We start from the raw sequence: 23,336 nt of genomic DNA, 5'->3' as shown, positions 1-23,336 counted from the left end.
AGGTTCCTATTGGTTTTGATGAAGTGTTTCCATATCATTCATGTTTGTAAATGCATGTTCATCTTCGAAAATAGTTTTAACGGCATTATGTTTAAAAATCCAAGATTTTAAACTATATTGTTGTTGATTGAGATGCGCTGCTAATTGATTGTTAATTATTGGCTTATATAGGAAAATACTAGGATGGATTTGGGACGCTGTTGCAGCATAAGCAATCTCATATTCTGTTTGAGCATATAAGTTATTTACTAACAATGACACTAGATGAATGGGTAGGAAAGGGGTATCACAAGGAACAATAAGAACAGCATCCGTGCTTTTTGGAATAAAAGCAGTTGTGCTAAGAATACCAGCAAGAGGTCCTTTATTTTTAAAATCTGCGTGATCTGAAATAACAGGAAAACCCAACTCTTGATAGGTTGCAATATCTTCGTTGGCACTGATAAGAATATGATCTAATTGAGGATGTAATCGTTCAATAACATGTTGAATTAGAGGGCGGTCATTTAAAGGAATAAGTCCTTTATTTTTTCTTCCCATACGTCGCCCCTCTCCACCAGCTAAAATCACTCCAGTTATGATGGGTTTTTGTTTTATCATGAGAGAGCCCAACGTTTTTTTTGTTCTATATCTGATTGTTTGGCTTCAACCCAACGAGAATTACCATTTTGAAAAAATTCTTTTTTCCAGAAAGGAGCCTCTGTTTTTAAATAATCCATAATGAATTGAGAGGCTTCAAAAGCTGCCTTACGATGTGAGGCAGAAACCATTACAAGAACAATATTTTCCCCTATATTTAATCGTCCAACACGATGAATAACAATGGCGCTGCGGATACCCCAATGTCCTTGTGCGCGTTGTAAGATACGTTCAATTTCTTGTTCTGTAACCTCTGGGAAATGCTCAAGATAAAGGTAATCTAATGGATCTTTTTCATCATATCCACGAACAATACCCTTGAAACTGACCAAAGCACCACAATTATTTTCTTGAATCTTTTGATCTAAATTCGGTAATTCTGCATCAAATGGTGCTTCTTGAATTTTTACCCAAAACATTTTATCCTCCTGTAACAGGTGGAAGAATAGCGATTTCATCCCCTGAAGAAATTGGGGTTGTTTCATAAATAACTTTTTTATTAATGACCAGCCTAAAAATGTTTTCTTCTGACAAACTCTCTGCCCAAAATGAACTGCGAGTACGTAAAAAGGTTAGTAACTCTTGAGAGTTACCTTTTGACCATTTAATTTCTTCTTCTTCTAAGTTAAGAATTTCTTTTAAAAATCCAAAATAACGAATTTTAATCATGGTTTCCTTTGTTCCATATGTTTATGATGGTTAAAGTAATTTATAATAGGAAAAACACATGACCAAATTATCTCATTTTGATGCTTCAGGGCAAGCTCATATGGTTGATATTGCCAATAAGGATGAAACAAAACGTACCGCAATTGCTACTGGATCTATTACTATGTCCGCAGAGGCATTTCAGTTGTTGGAATTTAATGCCAGTCGCAAAGGGGATGTGTTGGGAATTGCAAGAATTGCTGCCATCCAAGGTACAAAAATAACAGCGAATTTAATTCCTTTATGTCATCCTTTGGCGTTGACGCATGTGCATGTTGATTTTGTTAAAGATGAAGAAAATCATTGCCTTTCAATTATTGTGACAACCGAAACTGTTGGTAAAACAGGGGTTGAAATGGAAGCTTTGAGTGGTGTGTCTGCAGGCTTATTAACTGTCTATGATATGTTAAAAGCAATAGAAAAAAATATGGTCATTAGTAATATTCATTTAATTCAAAAAAAGGGTGGAAAAAGTGGAGAGTTTAATTTTTAGTCACTTATTATTCACAAGGCTCAGCTGGTAAAGAGAATTTTGGATTATTAATAAATTGCTTATCAGTTAATGAGTTTAAAAATTGTATCAAATCATACATATCTTTCTCTGATAAATGAGGTAATTTTATCGTATCAGAATGATGTGCTAAAATAGCCTCTTTAAGTGTCTCAATCGATCCATCATGGAAATAGGAAGCTGTCAATTCTATGTTTCGTAAAGTAGGCGTACGCATTGCTTTGGTTGTTCCTTTATTTATTTGATAAAATTTTTGATCAGTAAATAAAGGGGGTGTGTGACAAGTTGCGCATTGCCCCTTGCCAAAGAATATTTGTTCACCTTGTTGCATTTCTTTGGTATAGCCTTGTTTCGTGTCCCATATACTATGATCTGTAATTAAGGTGCGTTGAAAGCTTGCGATGGCTTGTGTTATAGTGTCTATTGTAATCTTATTTCCCTTGACGTCCGGAAAAGCAGAGTTAAATAGGCGAACATAGCAAGCATTGGACGCAATACGCTTTTCAATTTCCTTTTCCCCATGATGCATTCCCATTTCTACGGGAGTGGTTCCTGTAATAGGCATTAATGCTTGTTTATCCAGTGCGAAAACATGTTGATCTGTCCAAGTGAATGTTTTTAGTTGTCCAACATTGCCAAGTGTGGGAACGTTATAAATTCCTTGGTCATTATTAACGCCAGGATGCGTTGGATTTCCGTCTGTAAAAGCCTGTTTTTGCCTGTGGCAAGTCGCACAAGACATGCTGCCATCTTTGGATAAATCCGCATCATAAAAAAGATAACGACCTAACTTTACTTGATTAGCAATAACAGAATGATCGATTTTATCTGTTTCTGCGTTTGCGGTGTAAACACATACAGAGAGAATACTAATTGCTAAAGTTAAAATTACTGCCGTTATTTTCATTGCTATAAATCGCTATTTAGAAACAGGAACAATAATAAATTTGATGGTATCTTTACCATTTGCTGTGAATTCTATGGTGTGTTGACCAGGAGATAGCGGGAAATCTAAAACTTTTTCCATCCCTAAACATTTTGAACCATGTTGGTGTTTAGACGATTCAATGGTTTTTCCATCTTTTACCATTTCGACCCATGGACGGCTATCGGTAATAATACGATAGGTTGCTTGAGTTGGAACATTGAATTGCACCATACCTGCAAAACTGACACTGCCACCGCGCTCTTCTGGATTAACAACAAATTTAACAGTGCGGGTTGGGAAAAGAGAGGCTTGTACTGCTTGGTTAATCGTAACGGTAGAATGAGATAATTCTTCACTTGTTTTAGCAGCAGAAATGCTGGAAGGCTCTTTCCAAGAACTCATTTCTTTAGGAGGTGCTTCACAATGTGTTGGATCCGTGTGCGTTGTATGTGATTCATGTGCGTAGGATTGAACAGGAACAATTGTTAATCCCATGACAAAGCATAAAGTGAGTAATTTTGAATTAAAAGAATACATAACAAAAACCTTTATTGTTTAACAGTTATAATATTCGTTTTTTCTAAATAGAAAATAGTTCTTTATGACTAGTCCATTTAGTTAATTGACACATTTAGATATTGATTTAATTTCATTTTACCCAAAAATTTTTCATATCCTATTAGTTTTAAATTATGCAAAAAATTACTTATCTATCCTTGGTTTGTATAAGCTTCTTAGCATTGGAATCTTTTTCTAATGCTTACGGAAAGGAGATTGATGCTTCTAATGAGGGCACACCTTTGGAAACCACCAAGAGCGTCGTCAAACAAACAGCATCAGAAAAAATGCCTAGTGAGATTACGAATAGGGTTCTATCTTCTGAAGAAATTACAGTTTATGGGCAACATAACAAAATGTTGGTTGGAAGTTCAGTTGTCTCTTCAAAAGTTATAAATGATTTAAATTTAAATACATTAGACGAGGCAGCAAGTATTTTGCCAGGCGTGAATGTTGCTACCACAGGGAATTCTCGTAATGAGCGGATGTTGTATGTGCGTGGTTTCAGTCGATTACAGGTTCCTTTGCTTCTTGATGGGATCAGAGTTTACTTACCATATGATAATAGATTAGATTTTGGTCGTTTTGTAACACCAGATATTGCAGAGATTCAAATTAGTAAAGGATATGCTTCGGTTATTGATGGTCCTGATGGAATGGGAGGTATGATTAATTTGGTAACTCGCAAGCCTAAAAAAGCAATTGATGCTGAGGTTCGAAGTAATGTAAATTTGGATCATGATGGTGGTTATGGTGGATATAATGTTTTTGGGTTTATAGGAACAAAACAAGAAAAATGGTATGCTCAATTTAGCTTTGATGAAAATAATATAGACCATATAGATTTATCGTCTAAATTTAAACCAACGCCTTCTCAAAATAAGGGGAAACGGCTGCTATCAGATTCATTGGATTGGCGAATCAATACAAAAATTGGAATTACGCCTAATGATACTGATGAATATGTTCTAAGTTACACACGCCAAGAAGGTGAGAAAAACGCACCATTAAGTACAGTTGATGTTCCAGCTATACAAAGAGTATGGAGTTGGCCCACATGGAATATTGATTCTTTGTCCTTTATGTCAAATACACAATTGACGAACGATCTTGTTTTAAAATTTCGGATTTATCGCAATACATTTGATAATTTATTGCGCAGTTTTGACAATATATCACAAACTACTCAATCTATGAAAAAGTCTTTTAATAGTTATTATTATGATGAGGCTTATGGTGGTGATGTTCGTTTGGCATGGAATGTCAGTCAAAGAGATACAATGAATTTTGCCTTTTATGGACGTTTAGATCAACATAATGAACATACTCAAAATTTTCCAAGTGGATATAATCAGCCCAACCAAAAATCTATAGAAGAAAGCTATAGTATTGCTGTTGATAATAATTTTGATATTCTTTCCAATTTACAATTAACCGTAGGTGGAAGTTATGATTGGCGTGTCCTAGATCAGGCACAGGGATTTTCATCAGATACAAATCAAATTATTTCTTACCCAACCAAAAATAAAGGTGCATTTAATCAACAAGCTCGCTTAGCATGGACAATTAATCCTAAGACCAATGCTTATGTCAGTGTTTCAAATCGTGCACGTTTTCCTTCTTTATTTGAACGATTTAGCACACGTTTTGGCGGGGCAGTTTCAAACCCAGGGTTAAAGCCAGAACGAGCACAAAACTATGAAATTGGTGCTTCTCATAATTGGGATTACGTCAAAGTTGCAGGGGCAGTGTTTTATTCGCATATAGAGGATGCAATTATTTCTGTTCCTATGATTTATGAAGGTGTGTCAGTCAATCAAAATCGGAATGTAAGTCATGGAAATTATGTAGGGTTTGAGCTATCTACAGAAATTGATGTTTTATCGAACCTCTTAATTGGAGGGAACTATACTTATATTCATCGTGATCTCTCTGATCCTAATAATGCTAATTTCCGCCCAACAGACGTGCCAAAACACAAAGCATTTATTTATGCTTTATGGAAACCCATTCCAAAATTGCAAATTATGCCTAGTTTAGATATTGCGTCTAATCGTTGGACAACCGATAGTTATGGTTTACAATATTATAAAACTGGACATTATGTTAATTTGTCAACCAGTGTGATGTATAAATTGACTGAGCAGCTTGAAATTAGTGCTGGTGCTAAAAACTTATTGGATCAAAATTATCAATTGGCTATTGGTTACCCAGAAATGGGAAGGAATTTCTTTGTCAAAGTAAGATTTGTTTATTGATAATTTAATATCATATTTATCTTATGAGTTGATGACTGAATCAGAAGTAATTTAAATGAATGGATTAGTGTTTCATTATCGTATCGATTATAACTATATAAGCGTTTCTCTTTTAATATGGTACAAAGCTTATTATATTACGTTAAGTTTTTTTCCTTCTTCGAAGATAGAGTTATTTGTAGATATAATTAACAACCTAATATTTTCTTGATAATTATAATGAATTTAATCATTATCCCTATTGTATCAAGGCGTGATGTTGCTTAATATTAAGGCTTGTTAGGTATATTACAAAGATTGATCTTTCTGTGATGCAAGATGATTTGTTAAATAAAGAGACTATAAAACAACCTGTTGTTTTTGTGACGGGTTTATCTGGTGCTGGAAAATCGACCATCCTGCGTGCGCTGGAAGATTTAGGGTATGAGCTAGTTGATAATGCCCCTGTGCAGGTTATTAGTGATATTGTGGGTAAGGTAGAAGGACCTATTGTTATAGGTCTTGACTCCAGAACCAATGGGTTTGAGGCTTCTACCGTTATAGAGTTATTGACCAGATTACGATTAAACCCCTCTTTGCATATTCAATTAATTTATGCCACCTCTGAAACAGATGTTTTATTACGCCGTTATACCGCCACGCGCAGACGACATCCAATGGCAGCGGGTGGAACGGTCAAAGAGGGAATTGAAGCCGAAATTATATTGATGGAACCTTTAAGGAAAGTTGCTGATTTAGTAATCGATACATCAGATTTGCCGCCATTTGAGTTAAGGTTATTGGTTGAAACTCGTTATAGTTTAGGCAAAGATAAAAATCAGGGACTTTTAACATTAACCTTGATGTCTTTTGCATTCCCTAGTGGTGTGCCTCGTGAAGCAGATATGGTGTTTGATGCTCGGTTTTTGCATAATCCATATTATATTCCAGAGTTATCCAAAAAAACTGGTTTAGATAAAGATGTCCAGGAATATGTAGAAAAAGACCCTGATTATCAAAAATATGTAAATCAGATTGATGAAATGTTAAATTTAATTTTCCCTCGTTTTGTTTTAGAAGGAAAAAAATATGCCACGATTGCTGTGGGTTGTTCGGGTGGGCGGCATCGTTCTGTAACGATTGTCGAGGATTTGGCAGAACGCCTTGCTTATCCTAAAAAGAATCAAGAGGGCTTACCTGTTTTAGTGATGCATCGTGAGTTAGCACGTCAAGGAATTCAAACTTGGCGGTGGGTTGCTCGTCCACAAGAGCAAGCAATATAAGTTTTTTACAATTAATAAAATATTCTAGGAATTGAGTAATGGATCAAAAAGTTATTCCTGTTCGTCGTGCGTTAATTTCTGTTTCTGACAAAACAGGTTTACTTGAGTTGGCTAAGGCACTGGCCGAGCAAAAAGTAGAAATCCTATCAACAGGTGGCACAGCCAAGGCCATTCGTGATGCTGGTATTAGAGTGATAGAAGTTTCTGACTTTACAGGTTTTCCTGAAATTCTGGATGGACGTGTCAAAACATTAGTGCCTCAAATTCACGGTGGTTTATTGGGACGCAGGGATTTACAAGATCATCAAGACCAAATGAAAGCACACGGAATTCTTCCAATTGATCTATTATGCGTTAATTTATATCCGTTTGAAGCAACGGTTGCCTCGGGTGCGGGTGAAGAAGATGTGATTGAAAATATTGATATTGGTGGCCCAGCCCTTATCCGTGCAGCTTCCAAAAATCATAGTCATGTGGCAGTTTTAACCGATGCTGCTCAATATGGATCTTTTATTGAGACTTTGCGTCAAACAGGCGGATCAACATTTGCACAACGCAGAGCATGGGCGCAAGCTGCTTATGCCAGAACAGGTGCTTATGATGCAGCGATTTCTGCTTGGTTTGCTAAAGAAGCTAAAGATCAATTCCCAGAACGGGTTGTCTTTAGCGGTCAACGTAAAGAAATTTTACGTTATGGTGAAAACCCTCATCAACAAGCTGCTTTTTATACCAGTGATGAAAATCGCCCAGGTGTTGCAACAGCCAAGCAATTACAAGGTAAAGAGCTTTCTTATAATAATTTAAACGACACAGATGCTGCATTTGAAGCAGTGGCAGAATTTGACGAGCCTTCTATTGTTATTGTCAAACATGCAAACCCTTGTGGGGTTGCGAGTGCTAAAACACTGTCCGAAGCATGGGACTTAGCGTTACGTTGCGACCCAGTTTCTGCGTTTGGTGGAATCATTGCGATGAATCGACCTTTGGATGCAGAGCTAGCAGCAAAAATTGTGACAATTTTTAGTGAAGTGGTGATTGCACCTAAGGTCAATGCAGACGCATTAGAGATTTTATCTAAAAAGAAAAATGTTCGTGTTTTGGAAACAGGATCAATGCCTGATTCAATGGCACAAGGCGTGATGGTGAAAACATTAGCAGGCGGTTTTTTACTGCAAAATCGTGATAATGGACGCCCTGCTGATTTTAAAGTGGTTACGAAAAGACAGCCGACTGCCCAAGAAATGGAAGATATGATTTTTGCATTCCGTGTAGGTAAACATGTAAAATCGAACGCCATTGTGTATGTCAAAGACAAAGCAACCGTTGGTGTAGGTGCTGGACAAATGAGCCGTGTTGATTCTGCACGTATTGCTGCCCATAAAAGTTCTGAAGCAGCCGAAGCAGCGGGATTATCTGAGCCTTTAAGTAAAGGCAGTGTGGTTGCTTCGGATGCATTCTTTCCATTTGCAGATGGATTACAAGCTGCAATTGCAGCAGGCGCTACGGCAGTGATACAACCTGGTGGGTCTATGCGTGATGATGAAGTCATTGCCGCAGCAGATGAAGCTGGGATTGCGATGGTTTTCACCTCTATGCGTCATTTCCGTCATTAAAATTTGGATTAAACGATTATGAAACGCACTTTTTTCATTGCTTTGTTAGCTTCTGTATGTATTGGCCATTCAGCTTTTGCTAAAGAGTATCAATTTAAAAGCCAGTTCAAGCCCTCAACGGTTCAATGGGCTAAAAATGTCGGTACTGCCAAGGTTGCTGGTATGGGAATATATCGTGAAGCAGATGGGACAATGAAAACTTGTGCGGGACAACAAATCACCTACTATCCTTATGACCCCTATATTGTAGAGGCGTTGCAAGTGAAAATGCGAGATATCAAAAAGGTTAAAAATTTTGATCCTCGCATGAATGAATACGCTTTTACGGTGTCTTGTGATGCAAGTGGGGATTTTAAACTGACAAATTTACCAGAGGGAAAGTGGATTTTCGTCATGAATATCCCTGTGGTAAAGAATAAAGAAGATTATTCTTCTTATGACCATTCTTCTGATTTAACGAATATCGCTGGTCAGGGTAATGGGATATTCTATCGCATTGTTAATATAACTGCTGGAAAAGTGAATTCAGTTCAATTAGTGCAGGGTGATGTAGAAGAGCATTAATTTTCTAAATAATTATTATAATATTTTGGTTATTTTTTTGATACTGCAAATATTATTCATTATTACGTTCAGTAAAACGGTTTAAAAAAATCTCTTTTAAAGCGAGATAGTCTGAATTTGCCCGCGCATCATCCCATTTTTGTTTGAAAATACGTGCAGCCTCTGCTTTAACTTCGTCTTCGGCAGCTCTTGGAAGTTCTTGACGACCATGAGAACCACTTAGACCTTTTTTATCAATTGGTACAGGACCATCATATTTTTTTCCTCCTTTATGGTTTGCATAACGTCGGGCGCGTGTATAACCCATTTGCAGGAATTTTCTGGCCATATCAGCGCCAATAAAATCTTGATTATTAATGTATTCTACAAACAAATCGTAAATTTTATTGCTGCTTTCCGTTGCTTTTTCAACAGTAGCAAAGCGCCAATAGGGCAGGATTTCTGATTTATAGGGTTCGACAGATAAAACACCCTGTTCCCCTTTACCTATTCGATAGAGTTCAGGGCGTTCTCTGAAATCAATTTTTTTAAAATCCAACGAGTAATCAAAACTCTTACTTTTTACGCGACTTTTTTTTCGAGGAGGCTCAGAACAATTCTCTATGACCATAATCACTCCTTCTTATCTGCTATAAAATTGAGTTTTGATATCTTTATAGTATAGAATTTAATTTCAGAACTGTAAAATAAGATATATTCGCTTTTTTAATAATCTTTGATTCACAACTCTGATGCCCACTGTTTAGCAACGCTTGTCAACTCTTCTTTTGCTCTTGCTAATGCTTGCAAACGAGATTCCTGATCAGAAAATTGCAAGGGCTGAGCATCTACAAATTGTGGGTGGTCGACACCTAAAAATCCAAAAGAGGCTTTTAATACAGGGGTCATCGCATCCATATGTTGAAAGGCACCCGCACGTAAATCAGCCCCACGGGTGGTAATAAATAAGACTTTTTTGTCAATTAATTTTCCCTTTGTCGTGCCATCAGGAAAGAGATCATAAGTAACGCCTGTTCTGATAATTGTATCAATAAATGTTTTAAAAGTAGCAGGAATAGTCCAATTATACATAGGCATGGCACAGACCAAAGCATCAGCATCGAGAACACGTTGACACATTGCATCAGATTCAGCCAGAACTTGTTTCATCTCTGGCGTGCGTTCATTTTCGGGTTTATAAGTTGCCACAACAAATTCTGATGTTAGATGAGGCTGCACATCTTTAGTAAGGTCTAAATAGTCTATATCAAGATCAACATTTTGTATTTTTAGTTGTTCAATAAAGAATTGACCTAACATGCGGGAATTAGATTTTTCAGCAATTTTTGCGCTTGTATCGATATGCATAATTTTCATGAGTTAATCTCTCTCTAAATGTATAAATTGGTTGATTAGTAGTGTATATTTTTGTCAAAATAACGGCTAGATCATAAAAGAGTTAAAAGATGTTTCAGTCTAAATATAAAGTCTGTCGTATCGTTGATAAGAAAATTCAAAAATTAGAAAAAGATTTTGGGATGTTTCTTGAAAACTCCTACAAAAATTTTCTTAAGAAATATAATGTCGTCGAATGTCATCAAGAATTTGCATTTCCTGTAAAAGAAAATCTGATTGCTGGTGAGGATGACATATCGATTGATATCATTTTAGGGTTCTGTAAGGACGAGCAAGAAGATATATATTCTGTCAATTATGACTATCAAGATCGAATTCCAGAAGATGTTATGGCGATTGCGTTAGTGAATGAGAGTGATTGGCTATGCCTGCATACTAATGGTAAGATTCACTACTGGGATCATGAAGTGCACGATTTGTATTTGGATATGAAGCAACCAAATACTTACTTATCTCAGAATGTTGATCTACCATTTATTGCGAATTCATTTCAGGAATTGTTAGAAGGGATCGTTCACAAAGAAAGAGTAAAGTGATGAAGGTGACTGCAAAAACATATCCACACCTATCTCTGAAGCGCTATTAGAGGCTTATTTAAAAAATCCAAAAATATTTTCGTATAATTCCTATACTTTGAAAAGATTGGAGCTATCAGAAAAAGGTAAAGAAGTATTGGCATTATTAAAATAAGAGCAATTAATATAATTGTAATTTATTGAAAGTGAATAAGAGCAGCTGTAACGCTAGGATCATTATATTGTAGCTGCTCTAATTCTTGTTGATCTGTGATAAATTGAATTAAAATATGATTATCTTTATCTATTTCAAAAGTGACGATTTCTTTTTCTTTAGTAAGAAGAATTCCATATTGTTTTCCATCTTCATCTTCGTCAAATGAAATAAAAGATGTCGTGGATAAATTGATCTTATTTTCTTCTAATAATTTTTTTATATCCAACCATTCATTTTTTAATAAGTGGTTTAGCTCTTGAAATTGTAAGATATATAAATCGAGTTCTTCTTTATTCATAGTTTACTTCCTTACATTCCTTCTAAAAATCATGCACGTCGTCAAGATCGCTAAAGCGTGTGAATTCCCCTTCGAAGAACAGATCAACTTTACCTGTGGGACCGTGACGTTGTTTTTCCAAGATTAATTCTGCTTTGTTATGGACTTTATTCATATCGGCCTGCCATTTTTCCAAAGCGATTTGGTATTTGTCTTCGCTTTCAAAGGCAATTGGCTTAGGCATACGCTGCTGTAAATAATATTCATCACGATACACAAACATCACGGCATCCGCATCTTGCTCAATAGATCCAGATTCACGAAGATCAGACAGTTGAGGGCGTTTATCTTCTCTATTTTCCACTTGTCGAGAAAGCTGGGATAAAGCAATAACAGGGATCTCAAATTCTTTGGCCAAGGCTTTCAATCCTTGGGTAATTTGAGAGATTTCCAACACACGGCTTTCAGGGCGACTGCCAACAGATGGGCGCATCAGTTGAAGATAATCCACAACAATCAAATTTAATCCTCTGGTTCTTGCAAGTCTACGACAACGTGTGCGCATGACAGACAGGCTGATTGCAGGGGTGTCATCGATATATAAAGGCAACTGTGAGAGTTCACGGCTGACTTGAACGAATTTATCAAACTCTTTTTGTCCAATTTCACCGCGGCGAATACGTTCGCTTGATACTCTGGATTCTTCGGATAAAAGACGAGTGGCTAATTGTTCAGATGACATTTCCAAAGAGAAAATAGCCACTGTGCCAATAGGTTTGTTTAAATTAGTTTGAGTTTCAGCATTTCGTAATAGACTTTTAGCTGCATTAAAGGCAATTTTAGTGGCTAATGCAGTTTTTCCCATCGCCGGGCGACCTGCAAGGATAATCAGGTCGGCAGGATGCAAACCACCCGTTCTTTTATCTAAATCTTTCAGACCTGTTGATAGCCCAGCAACCCCACTTGAATTCGAAAAAGCATGATTGGCAATGTTAATCGCTTCAGTCAGGGCATTCTCAAAGGAAACAAATCCACCTTCTTGCCCTTTATGGGTAGCTAATTTAAAAAGCTTTTCTTCTCCAATCGAGATTTGATCTGATCCAGTGATCTGAGTATTAGATTCAAACGCACCATTGACGATATCTTCGCCAATATCAATCAGCTGCCTTCTTATCCATGCATCATGGATGGTTTTACCATAGTCTCTGGCATTAATAATTCCAACCATCGATTGCAAGAGCTGCCCAAGATACGCAATTCCACCAACTTCATCCAAGATTCCAGCATGTTCAAATTCTGCTTTGAGGGTAACAGCATCAGCAATTTGCCCTGCCTCAATACGGCGGACAATGGCATCATAGATTTTTCCATTAATCGGATCGACGAAATGCTCACTAATTAAAAATTCAGCAACTTTTTCATAGGCTTTATTATTGGTTAACAAAGCCCCAAGCAAGGATTGTTCCGCCTGAATATTGGCTGGAGGCAAACGTTGAGAGATGCCTAATAATGGCGAGGATATATCTTTTTTCGATTCTAAACTAGTCACGTTTTATAATATCACTTTAAAGAATTTTTGTCTGGTGTGAATTGTGGGGAAATCTGTGGATAATGTGGATTATTGTAAAGTGTGATGCAGTTGCATATACCCGCTGACGATGTGATAAAATGAGCTGGTCGGAATTTTGGTGTTGTTATAATGATAACAATGCGTTAGTTGATCTTGCCAAGTGCCATTTGGACAGTTCTTAAAATAACGTCGTAATAAATTATTGACGATTTTACTAAGATGTTGATAACTTTTTTCATCTTGCATCAAACTAGTTGCACGAATTGCTTCTGTTTGCACCCATAGACGAGCAGACTTATTCACTAAGGTACCATCTTTTTGCACTTTATCAGCCACCAGACCTGTGAGTTGATCGACGGCATGACGTTCATTAAAATCATACATGCGTTGCATTTCAGTTTTATGGCTTATACCCGTTAACCGTTCATATTCAGATAATAACCAAATCCATTCATATTGATGACCTGGTTCTACTTCGGTGATAGGCGGAAAAGGGACAGGCATCCAACTTTCAACAAAATATTCCTCTAAAACACCTGCTTGATGGTTAAATAGATTGGTCTCAAAAAGATCAATCAGCTTGTGCGCCATAACAAGGTCTTGCTCTTCGCCTGTTGTCTCATACAAAGCCAAGATTGCCTCTAACAAATGCATGTGTGGATTTTGTTGTCTATATCCTGAGATGAAAGGTACAATATTTTTATACCCTCTTTGAGGATACGCCATAAAGCGTTCAATCCATTGGACTGTTTGTCGAGCTTGTTGAATCGGTCTCTGATCTTTACTGAGGCGAGCATACCATGCCAAAGAAAAAACGAGAAAAGCAAGATCATATAAATCAGAAGATGAGTCTAATATATTGCCTTCACGTGTCAAAGTTTTTGCCCAGTGTCCTTCACCTAATTGGGCATTTTGCATGAAATTATAAATTTGCTCGGTGATTGAATTGGCTTGTGTCCAGCCCAACAAAGCCCCTTGGGTGAAACTGTATAATTGACGTGCTTGGACGCGTAGGCGTTTATATCCTGGTAAATCAGGAGAGCCGTCCATTTTCAATTGTTCATGCGCACCCCATTGAAATGGTTTTTGTTCAGAGCCATCCCCACCAATAGTTCCCCAATAAGGAAAGGCAGAATCAAATAACCAACGGGTAAATCGGTCATATTGACTGTGAATATGATGGGGAATGTTCATTTTATTTCCATAATGTATAACGTCAAAACCTCAAGAACTCGCAATCTTATCAATAATATTGGTTGTCGAGAAGCCTTCTTGTAACTCTGCCAGAATAACTTTTCCACCATTTTGTTCAACAATATCCCGACCAACCACCTCTTTATTCTGATAGTCAGCGCCCTTAACCAATATCTCTGGTTTAAAAAGATGTATCAGATTAAAAGGTGTGTCTTCGTCAAAAGCAACTACGGCATCAACATATCGTATTGCAGCCATGACTTGGGATCTGCTGGTCAAATCGTTAATGGGTCTTTGTTCGCCTTTCAGAGCTTTGATGCTGCGATCTGTGTTAAGGGCAACAATGAGCCGATCACATTGCGCCCGTGCATTTTTAAGCAAGGCAATGTGACCTGGGTGAATAATATCAAAACATCCATTGGTAAATCCAACAACAAGTTTTTGTTTTTTCCATAACTTGACTTGTTCCAATAATTGATTTGGATGAAGTAGAGAAGGAGATATCGTTTCAGAAAAACTGCGCGGATCTTGTGCTTTAAGTTCATTTAACACTTCAGCAATTGTTGTGGTCGAGGTTCCCGCTTTGGCAACAACAACCCCGGCGGCAGCATTGGCAATATGCATCGCTTCTGTCAAATCATATCCAGCAGCATAGGCCAAAGTCAGGGTTGCAATCACTGTATCCCCAGCACCAGAAACATCGAAAACTTCCCTGGCACGAGAGGGAATGGTTGTGGCTGGTTTGCCACGTTCTATCAAGGTCATGCCTTTTTCTGAACGTGTAATCAAAATAGCTTGTCCTTGCGTTGCATTGAGTAATGCTTCGCCTGCTTGTTCAAAATCCTGATCGTTATTTAAAGGATGTTGAACGGCAGTGCTGGCTTCTTTCGTATTTGGCGTTACACAGGTTGCGTATTGATAGAGTGAAAAATCAGATGATTTCGGATCAACGAAAACAGGAATATGATGCAGCTTGGCTTGTTGCATTGTATGTTTCATCACAATAGGATGACATACGCCTTTGCCATAATCAGAAATGATAATGGCGTTTACTTTGGAGATTGCTTCGTCAATTGATTGCAGTAACTGCGATACTTCTTCGTGATGCAGTGGGATTAAACTTTCTTCATCAGCACGAATAACTTGTTGGTTGGCTGCTATAAATCGAGATTTGCAAATTGTCGGGCGATATTGCGATTTGACCAAATAATGATCCGTAATATTTTGTGCTTGGGTAAGGTTTTTAATATTCACAGCATATTCATCTTGTCCAATAAGCCCGATTAAGATGGCTTTGCCTCCCAAAGATAAGATATTGTTGGTTACGTTTCCCGCACCACCGAGCATTTCTTTTTTATCGTTTAATTGTAAAACTGGTACAGGTGCTTCAGGGGAGATACGTTGCACGCTTCCGTAAATAAAACGATCCAACATAACATCACCAATACATAAAATCGTTACCTTGGAAAAGTCCATGATGATTACTTTCGAACCTTAGAGAGTGAAAGAGTGAGTAAAGCTATGTAAAAAATTCTGACGTTTGGTTTTTAAGCGCTCAGCTGTTAAAATTGCTTCAATTTGCATAATCGCATCATCTAATTTATTGTTGATAACGACGTAATCAAATTCTTCCCAATGTTCTATTTCATTCAAAGCAGCGCGCATACGTTTTTGAATTTCATCGGCGTGATCGGATGCTCTGTTGGTTAAGCGTTTTTCTAATTCTTCTAAAGAGGGGGGGAGGATGAAGATGCTAACCACATCATCGGGTAATGCTGCTTTGATTTGACGTTGACCTTGCCAATCAATATCAAAAATCAGGTCTTTTCCCTCAGCTAATTGTTGCTCAACGGGGGCTTTAGGCGTGCCATAGCCTTTATCAAAAACTGTTGCCCATTCCAAAAGTTCACCACTATCAGCCTGATGATTAAATTGTTCTTTGGTGATAAAATGATAATGAACGCCGTCAATTTCCCCTGGACGAGGCAGGCGTGTGGTTACAGAAATTGAAGGAAATAGATTTTTCTGAGAAGCTCTAAGTGCATTAGCAATGGTTGATTTTCCAGCACCAGAAGGCGCAGAAAGTACAAAACAAATTCCTCTTCTTTGGGTGGGTTCAGCAGGGTTAGAATATAGCTCAGACATAAAATTCCTCCACGACGCATCAGTTTGATGGTTATCTATATCAGAAATTATGTATTTCATAAAGTAAGTAAGGTGACGATAAATAGAGATAATCAACACAAGATGTAAGCAAAAGAATTTTTACTACATATAAATAAAATTATGATTGCTCCCTTGGTTATTCGACCAAGGGGTATAAATAATTCTTAGTTAATAACGAATAACCGTTCGAATAGATTTTCCAGCATGCATTAAGTCAAATGCTTGATTAATTTGATCCAAAGGCAACTCGTGCGTAATAAAGTCATCTAGCTGGAATTTACCTTGTAAATAATCATTAACAATATTGGGAAGCTGCGAGCGTCCTTTGACACCACCAAAAGCAGAACCGCGCCATACCCGACCTGTCACCAGTTGGAAAGGACGGGTCGAGATTTCTTCGCCAGCACCAGCAACACCGATAATAATCGATTCGCCCCATCCTTTGTGGCAACATTCCAAAGCAGAGCGCATGACGTTAACATTGCCAATACATTCAAATGAAAAATCGACACCGCCATCGGTTAATTTGACAATAACGTCTTGGATAGACTCTTGATAATCTCTTGGGTTAATACAATCAGTAGCTCCCAGCTTTGTAGCTAGATTAAATTTATCCGTATTGATATCAATTGCAATAATACGACCTGCCTGTGCAGTTTTTGCCCCCATAATGACGGATAGACCAATGCCACCCAGACCAAAAACAGCAACCGTGTCGCCTGGTTGGACTTTGGCTGTATTGGTAACCGCACCCATGCCAGTAGTAATGCCACATCCTAATAAACATACTTTTTCCAAAGGAGCATCTTTGCTGATTTTGGCGACAGAAATTTCGGGAACAACTGTATATTCAGAGAAAGTCGATGTACCCATATAATGAAATATAGGCTTACCATCTTTAAAAAATCGTGTCGTTCCGTCAGGCATTAATCCTTTGCCTTGGGTAACACGAATGGCTTGGCATAGATTGGTTTTACCAGACAAGCAATATTCGCATTGTCCACATTCAGGCGTATAAAGTGGAATGACATGATCCCCTACGGTAACACTGGTAACGCCCTCACCAACAGCTTGAACAATGCCTGCACCCTCATGCCCTAAGATAGCTGGAAAAATCCCTTCTGGATCAGCACCTGATAAGGTATAAGCATCTGTATGACATACCCCTGTTGCAACAACACGGATCAGGACTTCTCCTTTTTGAGGAGGCATTAAATCAACTTCTTCGATTGAAAGTGGCTGCTGGGCTTGCCATGCAACAGCAGCGCGAGTTTTAATAAATTCCAATTTTAATCCTTTAAGTCTATATTTTTATTCTTGAGGCACCAGTTGAGGATGTGTCATTCGGTATCTCATTAAGATCATAATACAAATTGCGGCAAAACCTGCAACGATAGCAAGAGCAATTCCATAATTATTGTTAAAATATTCGGCAATATAAATTTGTATAATTAAATTCGCTGATGCGAACAAGTTCCCCATTTGATAAAAGAATCCAGGTAGGACGGTACGCGTGCTAGCAGGTAATAACTCGTTTAAATATACAGGAATAACGCCCCAAGCTCCTTGCACCATAAATTGCATGATAAAGGCACCTACTCCCAGCAAAATCATGTCATTTGAAAACGCCCATAAAGGAATCGCAAATAAAGATAAGCCTGCTGCCAGCGCAATTGTCTTAGAGCGTCCAATCTTTTGAGATAAGCTGCCAAAAAAGATTCCTCCCATAATAGAGGCGATATTATAGGCGATTGCAATTCCACCAACAATATGAGGTGTAAAATGATGCTGTTCTTTGAGGAATAAAGGATAAGAATCCTGAGTACCATGGCTGAATAAATTAAAGCATGTCATCAAAATGATTGCAAATAAACATATTTGCCAATTATTCATAGCAACTGGTAAAATACGGGTTCGTTCTGCTTTTGCTTGGTTTTTGGATGCCAACCATACCGCAGATTCTTGCACAAAAAATTGGATATAAACAACAAGAAAGATTGGAAAAGCACCAATAATAAATAGATTTCTCCACCCAAGAGCATCAAAGAATAATGCATACACAACGGATGCTGTTAAATATCCCAAAGGATACCCAGCTTGGAATAATCCAGAAACAAATCCTTTTGCTTCTTTAGGAATGGTTTCAAAGGCTAAAGAAGAAGCAACACCCCAAATTCCTCCCATCGCGACACCATAAACGCACCTGATTAATAGAAAGATAATTAAGTTGGGTGCAAAAGCAGATAAAGCACTTAATATCGAAAACAGAGCCACATTTGCCATTAAAACAGGTTTGCGGCCATATTGTTCTGCCAGCCTTCCAATGAAAAAAGCACCGACGGGGCGCAGGGCTAATGTTAAGAAAATAGCAATAGATACGGATTTTTTAGTAACAGAAAAACTGGTCGCAATATCATCAATGACGAAAACAAGTAAAAAGAAATCGAAGGCGTCTAAGCCCCAACTGCTGAGGGCAGCAAAAACAGTGTTGATTTGGTTTGCAGACCATTTTTTCATAGATTTATCCTTTGATTTGATAGGGCTAATTCGAAACGAAATTTCACGTTAGATAGTTTTAAATTTTCCAGCAAATCACAACTATGCTAGTTTGTTATTTCAGTGTTGCGGCATTTCTATTGTAATTATTTTAAACAGATCAATATATATGTAATATTATTGCTTGGTTTGTATGTTACTCATGCCAGAAATTTTTGATAGATAAGCTTATTATCGTCTTATTTTCTATGCTAAAAACTAGAGAATATATTGTATATTCGCATTATATTTAATGTTTTTAAAATGGTCATTATGCGCAATATACAATTGAATTCAATATTGATTACAGGGGCTTCTTCTGGGATAGGTCGTGCGGTGGCAGCAACTCTTGCTGCCCCGAATGTATGTTTATTTTTAGGAGGAAGAAATCATACAGCATTAACAAAAATTGCCGATGAATGTAGATCTTTAGGGGCTGTTGTAGAGATGAAAATCCTGGATGTTTGCGATCAGCAAGGAATGGAAGAATGGATTTATTCTGTCGGTCATTTGGATTTTGTGTTTGCTTGTGCAGGGGTTTCGATTGGAACAGCGGATACAACCTCTCAACATACATTGCCTGAAAGCTCTGATAAAGTTCGTCAAATTATGCGAACGAATATTGATGGCGTTTTAAATACAGTCTTGCCAGCCATTGAAGTCATGCGCCAACAAAACCGTAATTCAGAAAATATTCGTGGCAGGATTGCTGCGGTTGCATCGGTGGCAGGGTTTGTGAATTCCGCTTGGGCGCCTTCTTATTGTGCATCAAAATCGGCAGTAGATCGATTTATGGTTTCAAGCGGTGGGTCTTTGGAAAATTTAGGAATTTATTTATCGAGCGTTTGTTGTGGGTTTATTCGCACCCCAATGACGGTTAATCATAAATTTACCATGCCAGGATTAATGAGTGCAGATCGAGCAGCAAAATTAATTGTAAGAGGCGTGTTGAATAAAAAAAGGCGCATTATATTTCCAATGTGGATGTTTATATTGACCAGAATGCTCGATTTATTACCTGTAACTTGGTTAGAAAAATTTTACTTACCCTATTTAGAGAAAAAACATAAACGCTAATTATAAGGTGAAAATATAAAAAGAGTAGACTTGATTGCTTTTGTTTCTGAAGTTAAATAATTCCGAGCTAAAATAGCTTTTTTAAGGTTGTGTGTATTTTGCTTAAAAAAAGCTAATATAAATAAATGTTGGATATTGTATGTTTCGATTGGGATAAAGAGGCAAATGATGTCTATCCTGCTACTAATTTTACAGGAATAATCAATAACCTCTTTTATTTTTTCTTATGAGCGTAAAAACATAAAGAAAAAAATGATAAGATTAAGTCAATAAAGGATATATCTGTAAACAACATATAATTTTTGATGATTATTTTATATCTTAGTTATAAATTTTAAGATTATCAGTGGTTGTTATTAAAGTATATTCTTGAAAAAAAAGATCATCATTATTCTTAAAAGCTGATACAGTTGTGGCGATTTATTATATATTTTCTTGAATAAGGTTGTTTGATAACGATGAAGATGTCTGCTGGTACAAAAGCGTTTCACAAACCGCGTTTTTGTGAGGGCTCCATCATGCGACATGTGGTTGTCATGGCTGGAACGGGTACGGTTGGATTAATGGCTGTATTCCTTGTTGATTTTTTAAATCTTTTTTATATTTCTAGGTTAGGTAATTCTCATTATACAGCGGCGATAGGCTTTGCAAATGCGATTGGATTTTTACAAATGGGCATTTGTATTGGCATGTCTATTGGTGCCGTCGTCATTACGGCACGATTAATTGGGTCGGGTCAACCAGAACGTGCCAAGAAAATGGTGACATCTTTTATAATATTCACAACCTTTCTAATGATTATTATTGGGTTATTAGTAGCAATTTTTAATCGTGAAATTTTATATCTTTTAGGTGCTAGAGGTGCCGTTTTAAATCAAGCTAGTCATTTTGTGATGATTGTTTCGCCATTTTTATTTTTAATTGCGCTGGGCATGGTGTTATCAGGTCTTTTAAGGGCTGTGGGGGATGCCAAACGCTCAATGAATGTGACAATCATTGGTGCCTTCATAGCAGGAATTTTAGATCCTATATTCATTCTCGTTTTTAATTTAGGCTTAGAAGGGGCAGCAATTAGTACAATTTGCTCTCGATTAGGCGTGGCTTTGTTGGGGTTTTACAGTTTAAAACGTTATGAATTAATAGAACAACCGCATTGGGATGATATATTTTCTGATTCGTTTAAAGTTTTAAAAATTTCTTTCCCTGCAATTTTAACGAATTTAGCAACCCCTGTGGGTGGATTATTTGTCATTCACACGATGTCAAATTTTAATAGTGATGCCATTTCTGGTCAAACAGCTATTGATCGTATGATCCCCGTAGCATTTGCCTTTGTATTTGCGCTAACGGGATCGGTTGGGCCTATCATTTCACAGAATTTCGGTGCTGGGCTTAGGGAGCGTATGCAGGAAACGCTGGTTGTCTCTTTAAAACTCGTTTGTTTATGTGTTTTTTGCGCTTGGGGGATTTTTTATATCGGTCAAGATCTGTTTGTAAAAATGTTTGCCTTAAAAGCAGAGGGTGAGGCATTGATGCGTTTATTTTGCAATTGGGTTATTATTAACAATTTGTTTTTAGGGATGCTATTTGTTTCGAATACGGCGTTTAATAATCTTGGATATCCTTTGTTAGCTACCTTTTTTAATTGGGGTCGGGCAACTTTGGGGACGATACCTTTTGTGATTTATGGTGCGTCTTATGGTCCTCAAGGAGTATTAATTGGACAGTCCTTGGGGGTTGTTCCTTTTGGGATTATGGCGGTTTGTTGCACATTCTATCTGATGAAAACAATCCGAATGGATAAACCGATATAATTTAATTCATATTTAGTAAATGTTTTTTTATTATCTCAACATATCCTGTTTATATTGTTTGTTCCATTTTCGTAATATGGGCAGGAATAATAATAGAATTACCAAAGCAATCCCGGCCAAACACAATAAGTTTAAAAATAATCCTTGGTAAATAATTAATGTTTTTTCAGAACTAAGATTATTCATGTCTGGTGGCGCAGCAATATTGGCAATAATTCCACCAATATACATTGCAACCCCTGATACCATCAAATAAGAGCCCGTCATAAATCCATTAATAGATGCAGGAACATAACGTGCTACAACGGCAAGACCCAAGCCACTAGTTAATAACTCCCCCAAAGATAAAAAGAAATAACCACCCACCATTACCCAAGAGGATACATGTGGTGTTTGAGTATAAACACATGCCATCCACCAAATAAAAAATCCAACAGCGACAAAGAAAAAGCCAGCGATAAATTTAGTGGCAATCGAAAAATCTTTTTGTTTACGCCCAAGAGTTGCATAAAGTTTAGCCAAGATCGGGCTAAGGAGCATGATCCAGATCGGATTTAAGGCCTGAAACTGTCCTGGTGACCAGTTGAATAAATGGTAAGATCCAATTGAAAACGACAAATCCACATTACGTAGTGCAAAAAAGGTCAGGGAGGTTGACATTTGTTGATAAAATACATAATAGAGCATGCCTTCAAAGGTCAATAAATAGACAATCCTAAGACCTGAACGATAGGTGGAATCAATTTTAAAGTACATCTGCACCCATAATGCTAAGATTAGGATCGCAGCGCCAATCACGCACCATTGAGCCACCTTTGGAAACGTGATAATCACGGTGATTAAAGCAATAGAAGCAATGATCCCTAAAAAGATATAGGTTAAGATAGAGGCAGAGATCGGTTGTTGATCTTTCGAAGATACATAAGAAACAAGCTTTTTTTTGGTCAATGAATAATTAATAATCCCCAATAATAATCCAACAAAACAGGCGATAAACGCAGCATCCCATCCATAGTGATCTTTTAAATACGGGCATAATAACATTGAAACCGTTGAGCCAACATTCACAGCCATATAATAAAGTGTGAAAGCAACATCCAGTTGACTATCATCATCCTCATAAATACGTCGAACCAGCGTGGCAGCATTGGGTTTAAATAAACCATTCCCGGTGCTGATGATCGCCATGGTAATATAAATGCCGCCTGTATAATGCATGGCAGAAGCCAAAAGCAAATACCCCAAGGCAAGGATAATACTGCCATATAACATGGCTCTTTGGTTGCCTAAGATCTTATCTCCAATCCACCCCCCAAGGGCAGGGGCAGCATAAGTCATCGTACCAAAAGCTGCGATTAAGAGATTGGCATCATAATCACTGAATTTCATATGTTGGCTGAGGAACAATGCCAATATACTTTGCATACCGTAATAGCCAAAGCGTTCCCAAAGCTCGATAAATAAAACAACTGAAAAGGCATTGTTTTTCTGTTTTAATAAAGTCGATGCCATTACTATTGATGCCTAGATTTAAG

23 protein-coding genes are annotated in these 23,336 nt (G+C 37.4%); 8 read left to right on the top strand and 15 right to left on the bottom strand.

Annotation, left to right across the window (positions count from 1 at the left end; translation table 11 throughout):
- Positions 1-6 precede the first annotated feature (6 nt).
- From mobA to PQG54_RS05365, 3 genes are read right to left on the bottom strand one after another with little or no spacing between them, the layout of a single operon-like run.
- Complete coding sequence (gene mobA / locus PQG54_RS05375) at positions 7-600, bottom strand: molybdenum cofactor guanylyltransferase MobA (RefSeq protein ID WP_271789804.1); 594 nt, start codon at positions 598-600, stop codon at positions 7-9.
- A complete protein-coding gene (locus PQG54_RS05370; RefSeq protein ID WP_271789805.1) occupies positions 597-1,058 on the bottom strand; it encodes a molybdenum cofactor biosynthesis protein MoaE in 462 nt (153 codons plus the stop codon). Before PQG54_RS05370 ends, mobA begins: the two co-directional genes overlap by 4 nt.
- A 1-nt stretch (position 1,059) precedes the next feature.
- A complete protein-coding gene (locus PQG54_RS05365) occupies positions 1,060-1,308 on the bottom strand; it encodes a MoaD/ThiS family protein (protein ID WP_271789806.1) in 249 nt (82 codons plus the stop codon).
- A gap of 58 nt (positions 1,309-1,366) precedes the next feature.
- Between PQG54_RS05365 and moaC the strand changes: the two genes are divergently transcribed.
- The gene (moaC, locus tag PQG54_RS05360) at positions 1,367-1,840 is read left to right on the top strand and encodes a cyclic pyranopterin monophosphate synthase MoaC (RefSeq protein WP_271789807.1); all 474 of its coding nucleotides are present in this window, start codon (positions 1,367-1,369) and stop codon (positions 1,838-1,840) included.
- Between the two features lie 7 nt (positions 1,841-1,847).
- Here moaC and PQG54_RS05355 read toward each other — a convergent pair whose 3' ends face one another.
- Together PQG54_RS05355 and PQG54_RS05350 are read right to left on the bottom strand one after the other, a co-directional pair.
- Positions 1,848-2,765, bottom strand: a complete 918-nt coding sequence (locus PQG54_RS05355; RefSeq protein WP_271789808.1) for a cytochrome-c peroxidase — start codon at positions 2,763-2,765, stop codon at positions 1,848-1,850.
- A 12-nt stretch (positions 2,766-2,777) separates the two neighbouring features.
- Positions 2,778-3,323, bottom strand: coding sequence for a hypothetical protein (locus PQG54_RS05350; protein ID WP_271789809.1), 546 nt, complete (start codon positions 3,321-3,323; stop codon positions 2,778-2,780).
- A 155-nt stretch (positions 3,324-3,478) separates the two neighbouring features.
- Here PQG54_RS05350 and PQG54_RS05345 point away from each other — a divergent pair, with 155 nt between their 5' ends.
- The 4 genes from PQG54_RS05345 (at position 3,479) to PQG54_RS05330 (ending at position 9,041) form a co-directional block, all read left to right on the top strand.
- Complete coding sequence (locus PQG54_RS05345; protein WP_271789810.1) at positions 3,479-5,602, top strand: TonB-dependent receptor plug domain-containing protein; 2,124 nt, start codon at positions 3,479-3,481, stop codon at positions 5,600-5,602.
- A gap of 311 nt (positions 5,603-5,913) precedes the next feature.
- A complete protein-coding gene (gene rapZ / locus PQG54_RS05340; protein ID WP_271789925.1) occupies positions 5,914-6,864 on the top strand; it encodes an RNase adapter RapZ in 951 nt (316 codons plus the stop codon).
- A 38-nt stretch (positions 6,865-6,902) separates the two neighbouring features.
- Positions 6,903-8,477, top strand: a complete 1,575-nt coding sequence (gene purH, locus PQG54_RS05335) for a bifunctional phosphoribosylaminoimidazolecarboxamide formyltransferase/IMP cyclohydrolase (RefSeq protein ID WP_271789811.1) — start codon at positions 6,903-6,905, stop codon at positions 8,475-8,477.
- Between the two features lie 18 nt (positions 8,478-8,495).
- Complete coding sequence (locus PQG54_RS05330; RefSeq protein ID WP_271789812.1) at positions 8,496-9,041, top strand: hypothetical protein; 546 nt, start codon at positions 8,496-8,498, stop codon at positions 9,039-9,041.
- Positions 9,042-9,093: 52 nt separating this feature from the next.
- Here the strand turns inward: PQG54_RS05330 and PQG54_RS05325 are convergent, their stop codons facing one another.
- Positions 9,094-9,651, bottom strand: a complete 558-nt coding sequence (locus PQG54_RS05325; RefSeq protein ID WP_271789813.1) for a DUF4385 domain-containing protein — start codon at positions 9,649-9,651, stop codon at positions 9,094-9,096.
- Between the two features lie 110 nt (positions 9,652-9,761).
- The gene (locus tag PQG54_RS05320; protein WP_271789814.1) at positions 9,762-10,397 is read right to left on the bottom strand and encodes an FMN-dependent NADH-azoreductase; all 636 of its coding nucleotides are present in this window, start codon (positions 10,395-10,397) and stop codon (positions 9,762-9,764) included.
- 89 nt (positions 10,398-10,486) lie between these two features.
- Here PQG54_RS05320 and PQG54_RS05315 point away from each other — a divergent pair, with 89 nt between their 5' ends.
- Complete coding sequence (locus tag PQG54_RS05315) at positions 10,487-10,972, top strand: SMI1/KNR4 family protein (protein WP_271789815.1); 486 nt, start codon at positions 10,487-10,489, stop codon at positions 10,970-10,972.
- Between the two features lie 176 nt (positions 10,973-11,148).
- Here PQG54_RS05315 and PQG54_RS05310 read toward each other — a convergent pair whose 3' ends face one another.
- The 7 genes from PQG54_RS05310 to PQG54_RS05280 all read right to left on the bottom strand — a co-directional run bounded on the left by PQG54_RS05310 (position 11,149) and on the right by PQG54_RS05280 (position 18,892).
- On the bottom strand, positions 11,149-11,466 hold the full coding sequence (locus PQG54_RS05310) for a hypothetical protein (RefSeq protein WP_271789816.1): 318 nt from the start codon (positions 11,464-11,466) through the stop codon (positions 11,149-11,151).
- 22 nt (positions 11,467-11,488) lie between these two features.
- On the bottom strand, positions 11,489-12,994 hold the full coding sequence (locus PQG54_RS05305) for a replicative DNA helicase (RefSeq protein ID WP_271789817.1): 1,506 nt from the start codon (positions 12,992-12,994) through the stop codon (positions 11,489-11,491).
- Between the two features lie 69 nt (positions 12,995-13,063).
- Positions 13,064-14,209: an AGE family epimerase/isomerase gene (locus PQG54_RS05300; RefSeq protein WP_271789818.1), complete on the bottom strand. Its 1,146-nt coding sequence runs from the start codon at positions 14,207-14,209 to the stop codon at positions 13,064-13,066.
- Positions 14,210-14,239: 30 nt separating this feature from the next.
- Positions 14,240-15,685: a D-glycero-beta-D-manno-heptose-7-phosphate kinase gene (rfaE1, locus tag PQG54_RS05295; protein ID WP_271789819.1), complete on the bottom strand. Its 1,446-nt coding sequence runs from the start codon at positions 15,683-15,685 to the stop codon at positions 14,240-14,242.
- Positions 15,686-15,703: 18 nt separating this feature from the next.
- On the bottom strand, positions 15,704-16,354 hold the full coding sequence (gene gmk / locus PQG54_RS05290; RefSeq protein ID WP_271789820.1) for a guanylate kinase: 651 nt from the start codon (positions 16,352-16,354) through the stop codon (positions 15,704-15,706).
- 189 nt (positions 16,355-16,543) lie between these two features.
- A complete protein-coding gene (locus PQG54_RS05285) occupies positions 16,544-17,653 on the bottom strand; it encodes an S-(hydroxymethyl)glutathione dehydrogenase/class III alcohol dehydrogenase (protein ID WP_271789926.1) in 1,110 nt (369 codons plus the stop codon).
- 33 nt (positions 17,654-17,686) lie between these two features.
- The gene (locus PQG54_RS05280) at positions 17,687-18,892 is read right to left on the bottom strand and encodes an MFS transporter (protein WP_271789821.1); all 1,206 of its coding nucleotides are present in this window, start codon (positions 18,890-18,892) and stop codon (positions 17,687-17,689) included.
- A gap of 291 nt (positions 18,893-19,183) precedes the next feature.
- On the opposite strand from PQG54_RS05280, the gene PQG54_RS05275 reads away from it, so the two are divergent.
- The gene (locus PQG54_RS05275; RefSeq protein ID WP_271789822.1) at positions 19,184-19,987 is read left to right on the top strand and encodes an SDR family NAD(P)-dependent oxidoreductase; all 804 of its coding nucleotides are present in this window, start codon (positions 19,184-19,186) and stop codon (positions 19,985-19,987) included.
- 458 nt (positions 19,988-20,445) lie between these two features.
- On the top strand, positions 20,446-21,801 hold the full coding sequence (locus tag PQG54_RS05270) for an MATE family efflux transporter (protein ID WP_271789823.1): 1,356 nt from the start codon (positions 20,446-20,448) through the stop codon (positions 21,799-21,801).
- A 30-nt stretch (positions 21,802-21,831) separates the two neighbouring features.
- On the opposite strand, the gene PQG54_RS05265 is transcribed toward PQG54_RS05270, so the two are convergent.
- Entirely contained in the window at positions 21,832-23,313 is a 1,482-nt protein-coding gene (locus PQG54_RS05265) for a peptide MFS transporter (protein WP_271789824.1), read from the bottom strand.
- Positions 23,314-23,336: the final 23 nt, after the last annotated feature.

Source organism: Commensalibacter communis, assembly GCF_947179015.1.
Lineage (GTDB): Bacteria > Pseudomonadota > Alphaproteobacteria > Acetobacterales > Acetobacteraceae > Commensalibacter > Commensalibacter communis.
Note: the sequence above shows the minus strand (reverse complement) of the source record. Positions and strands in the feature narration are given on the sequence as shown.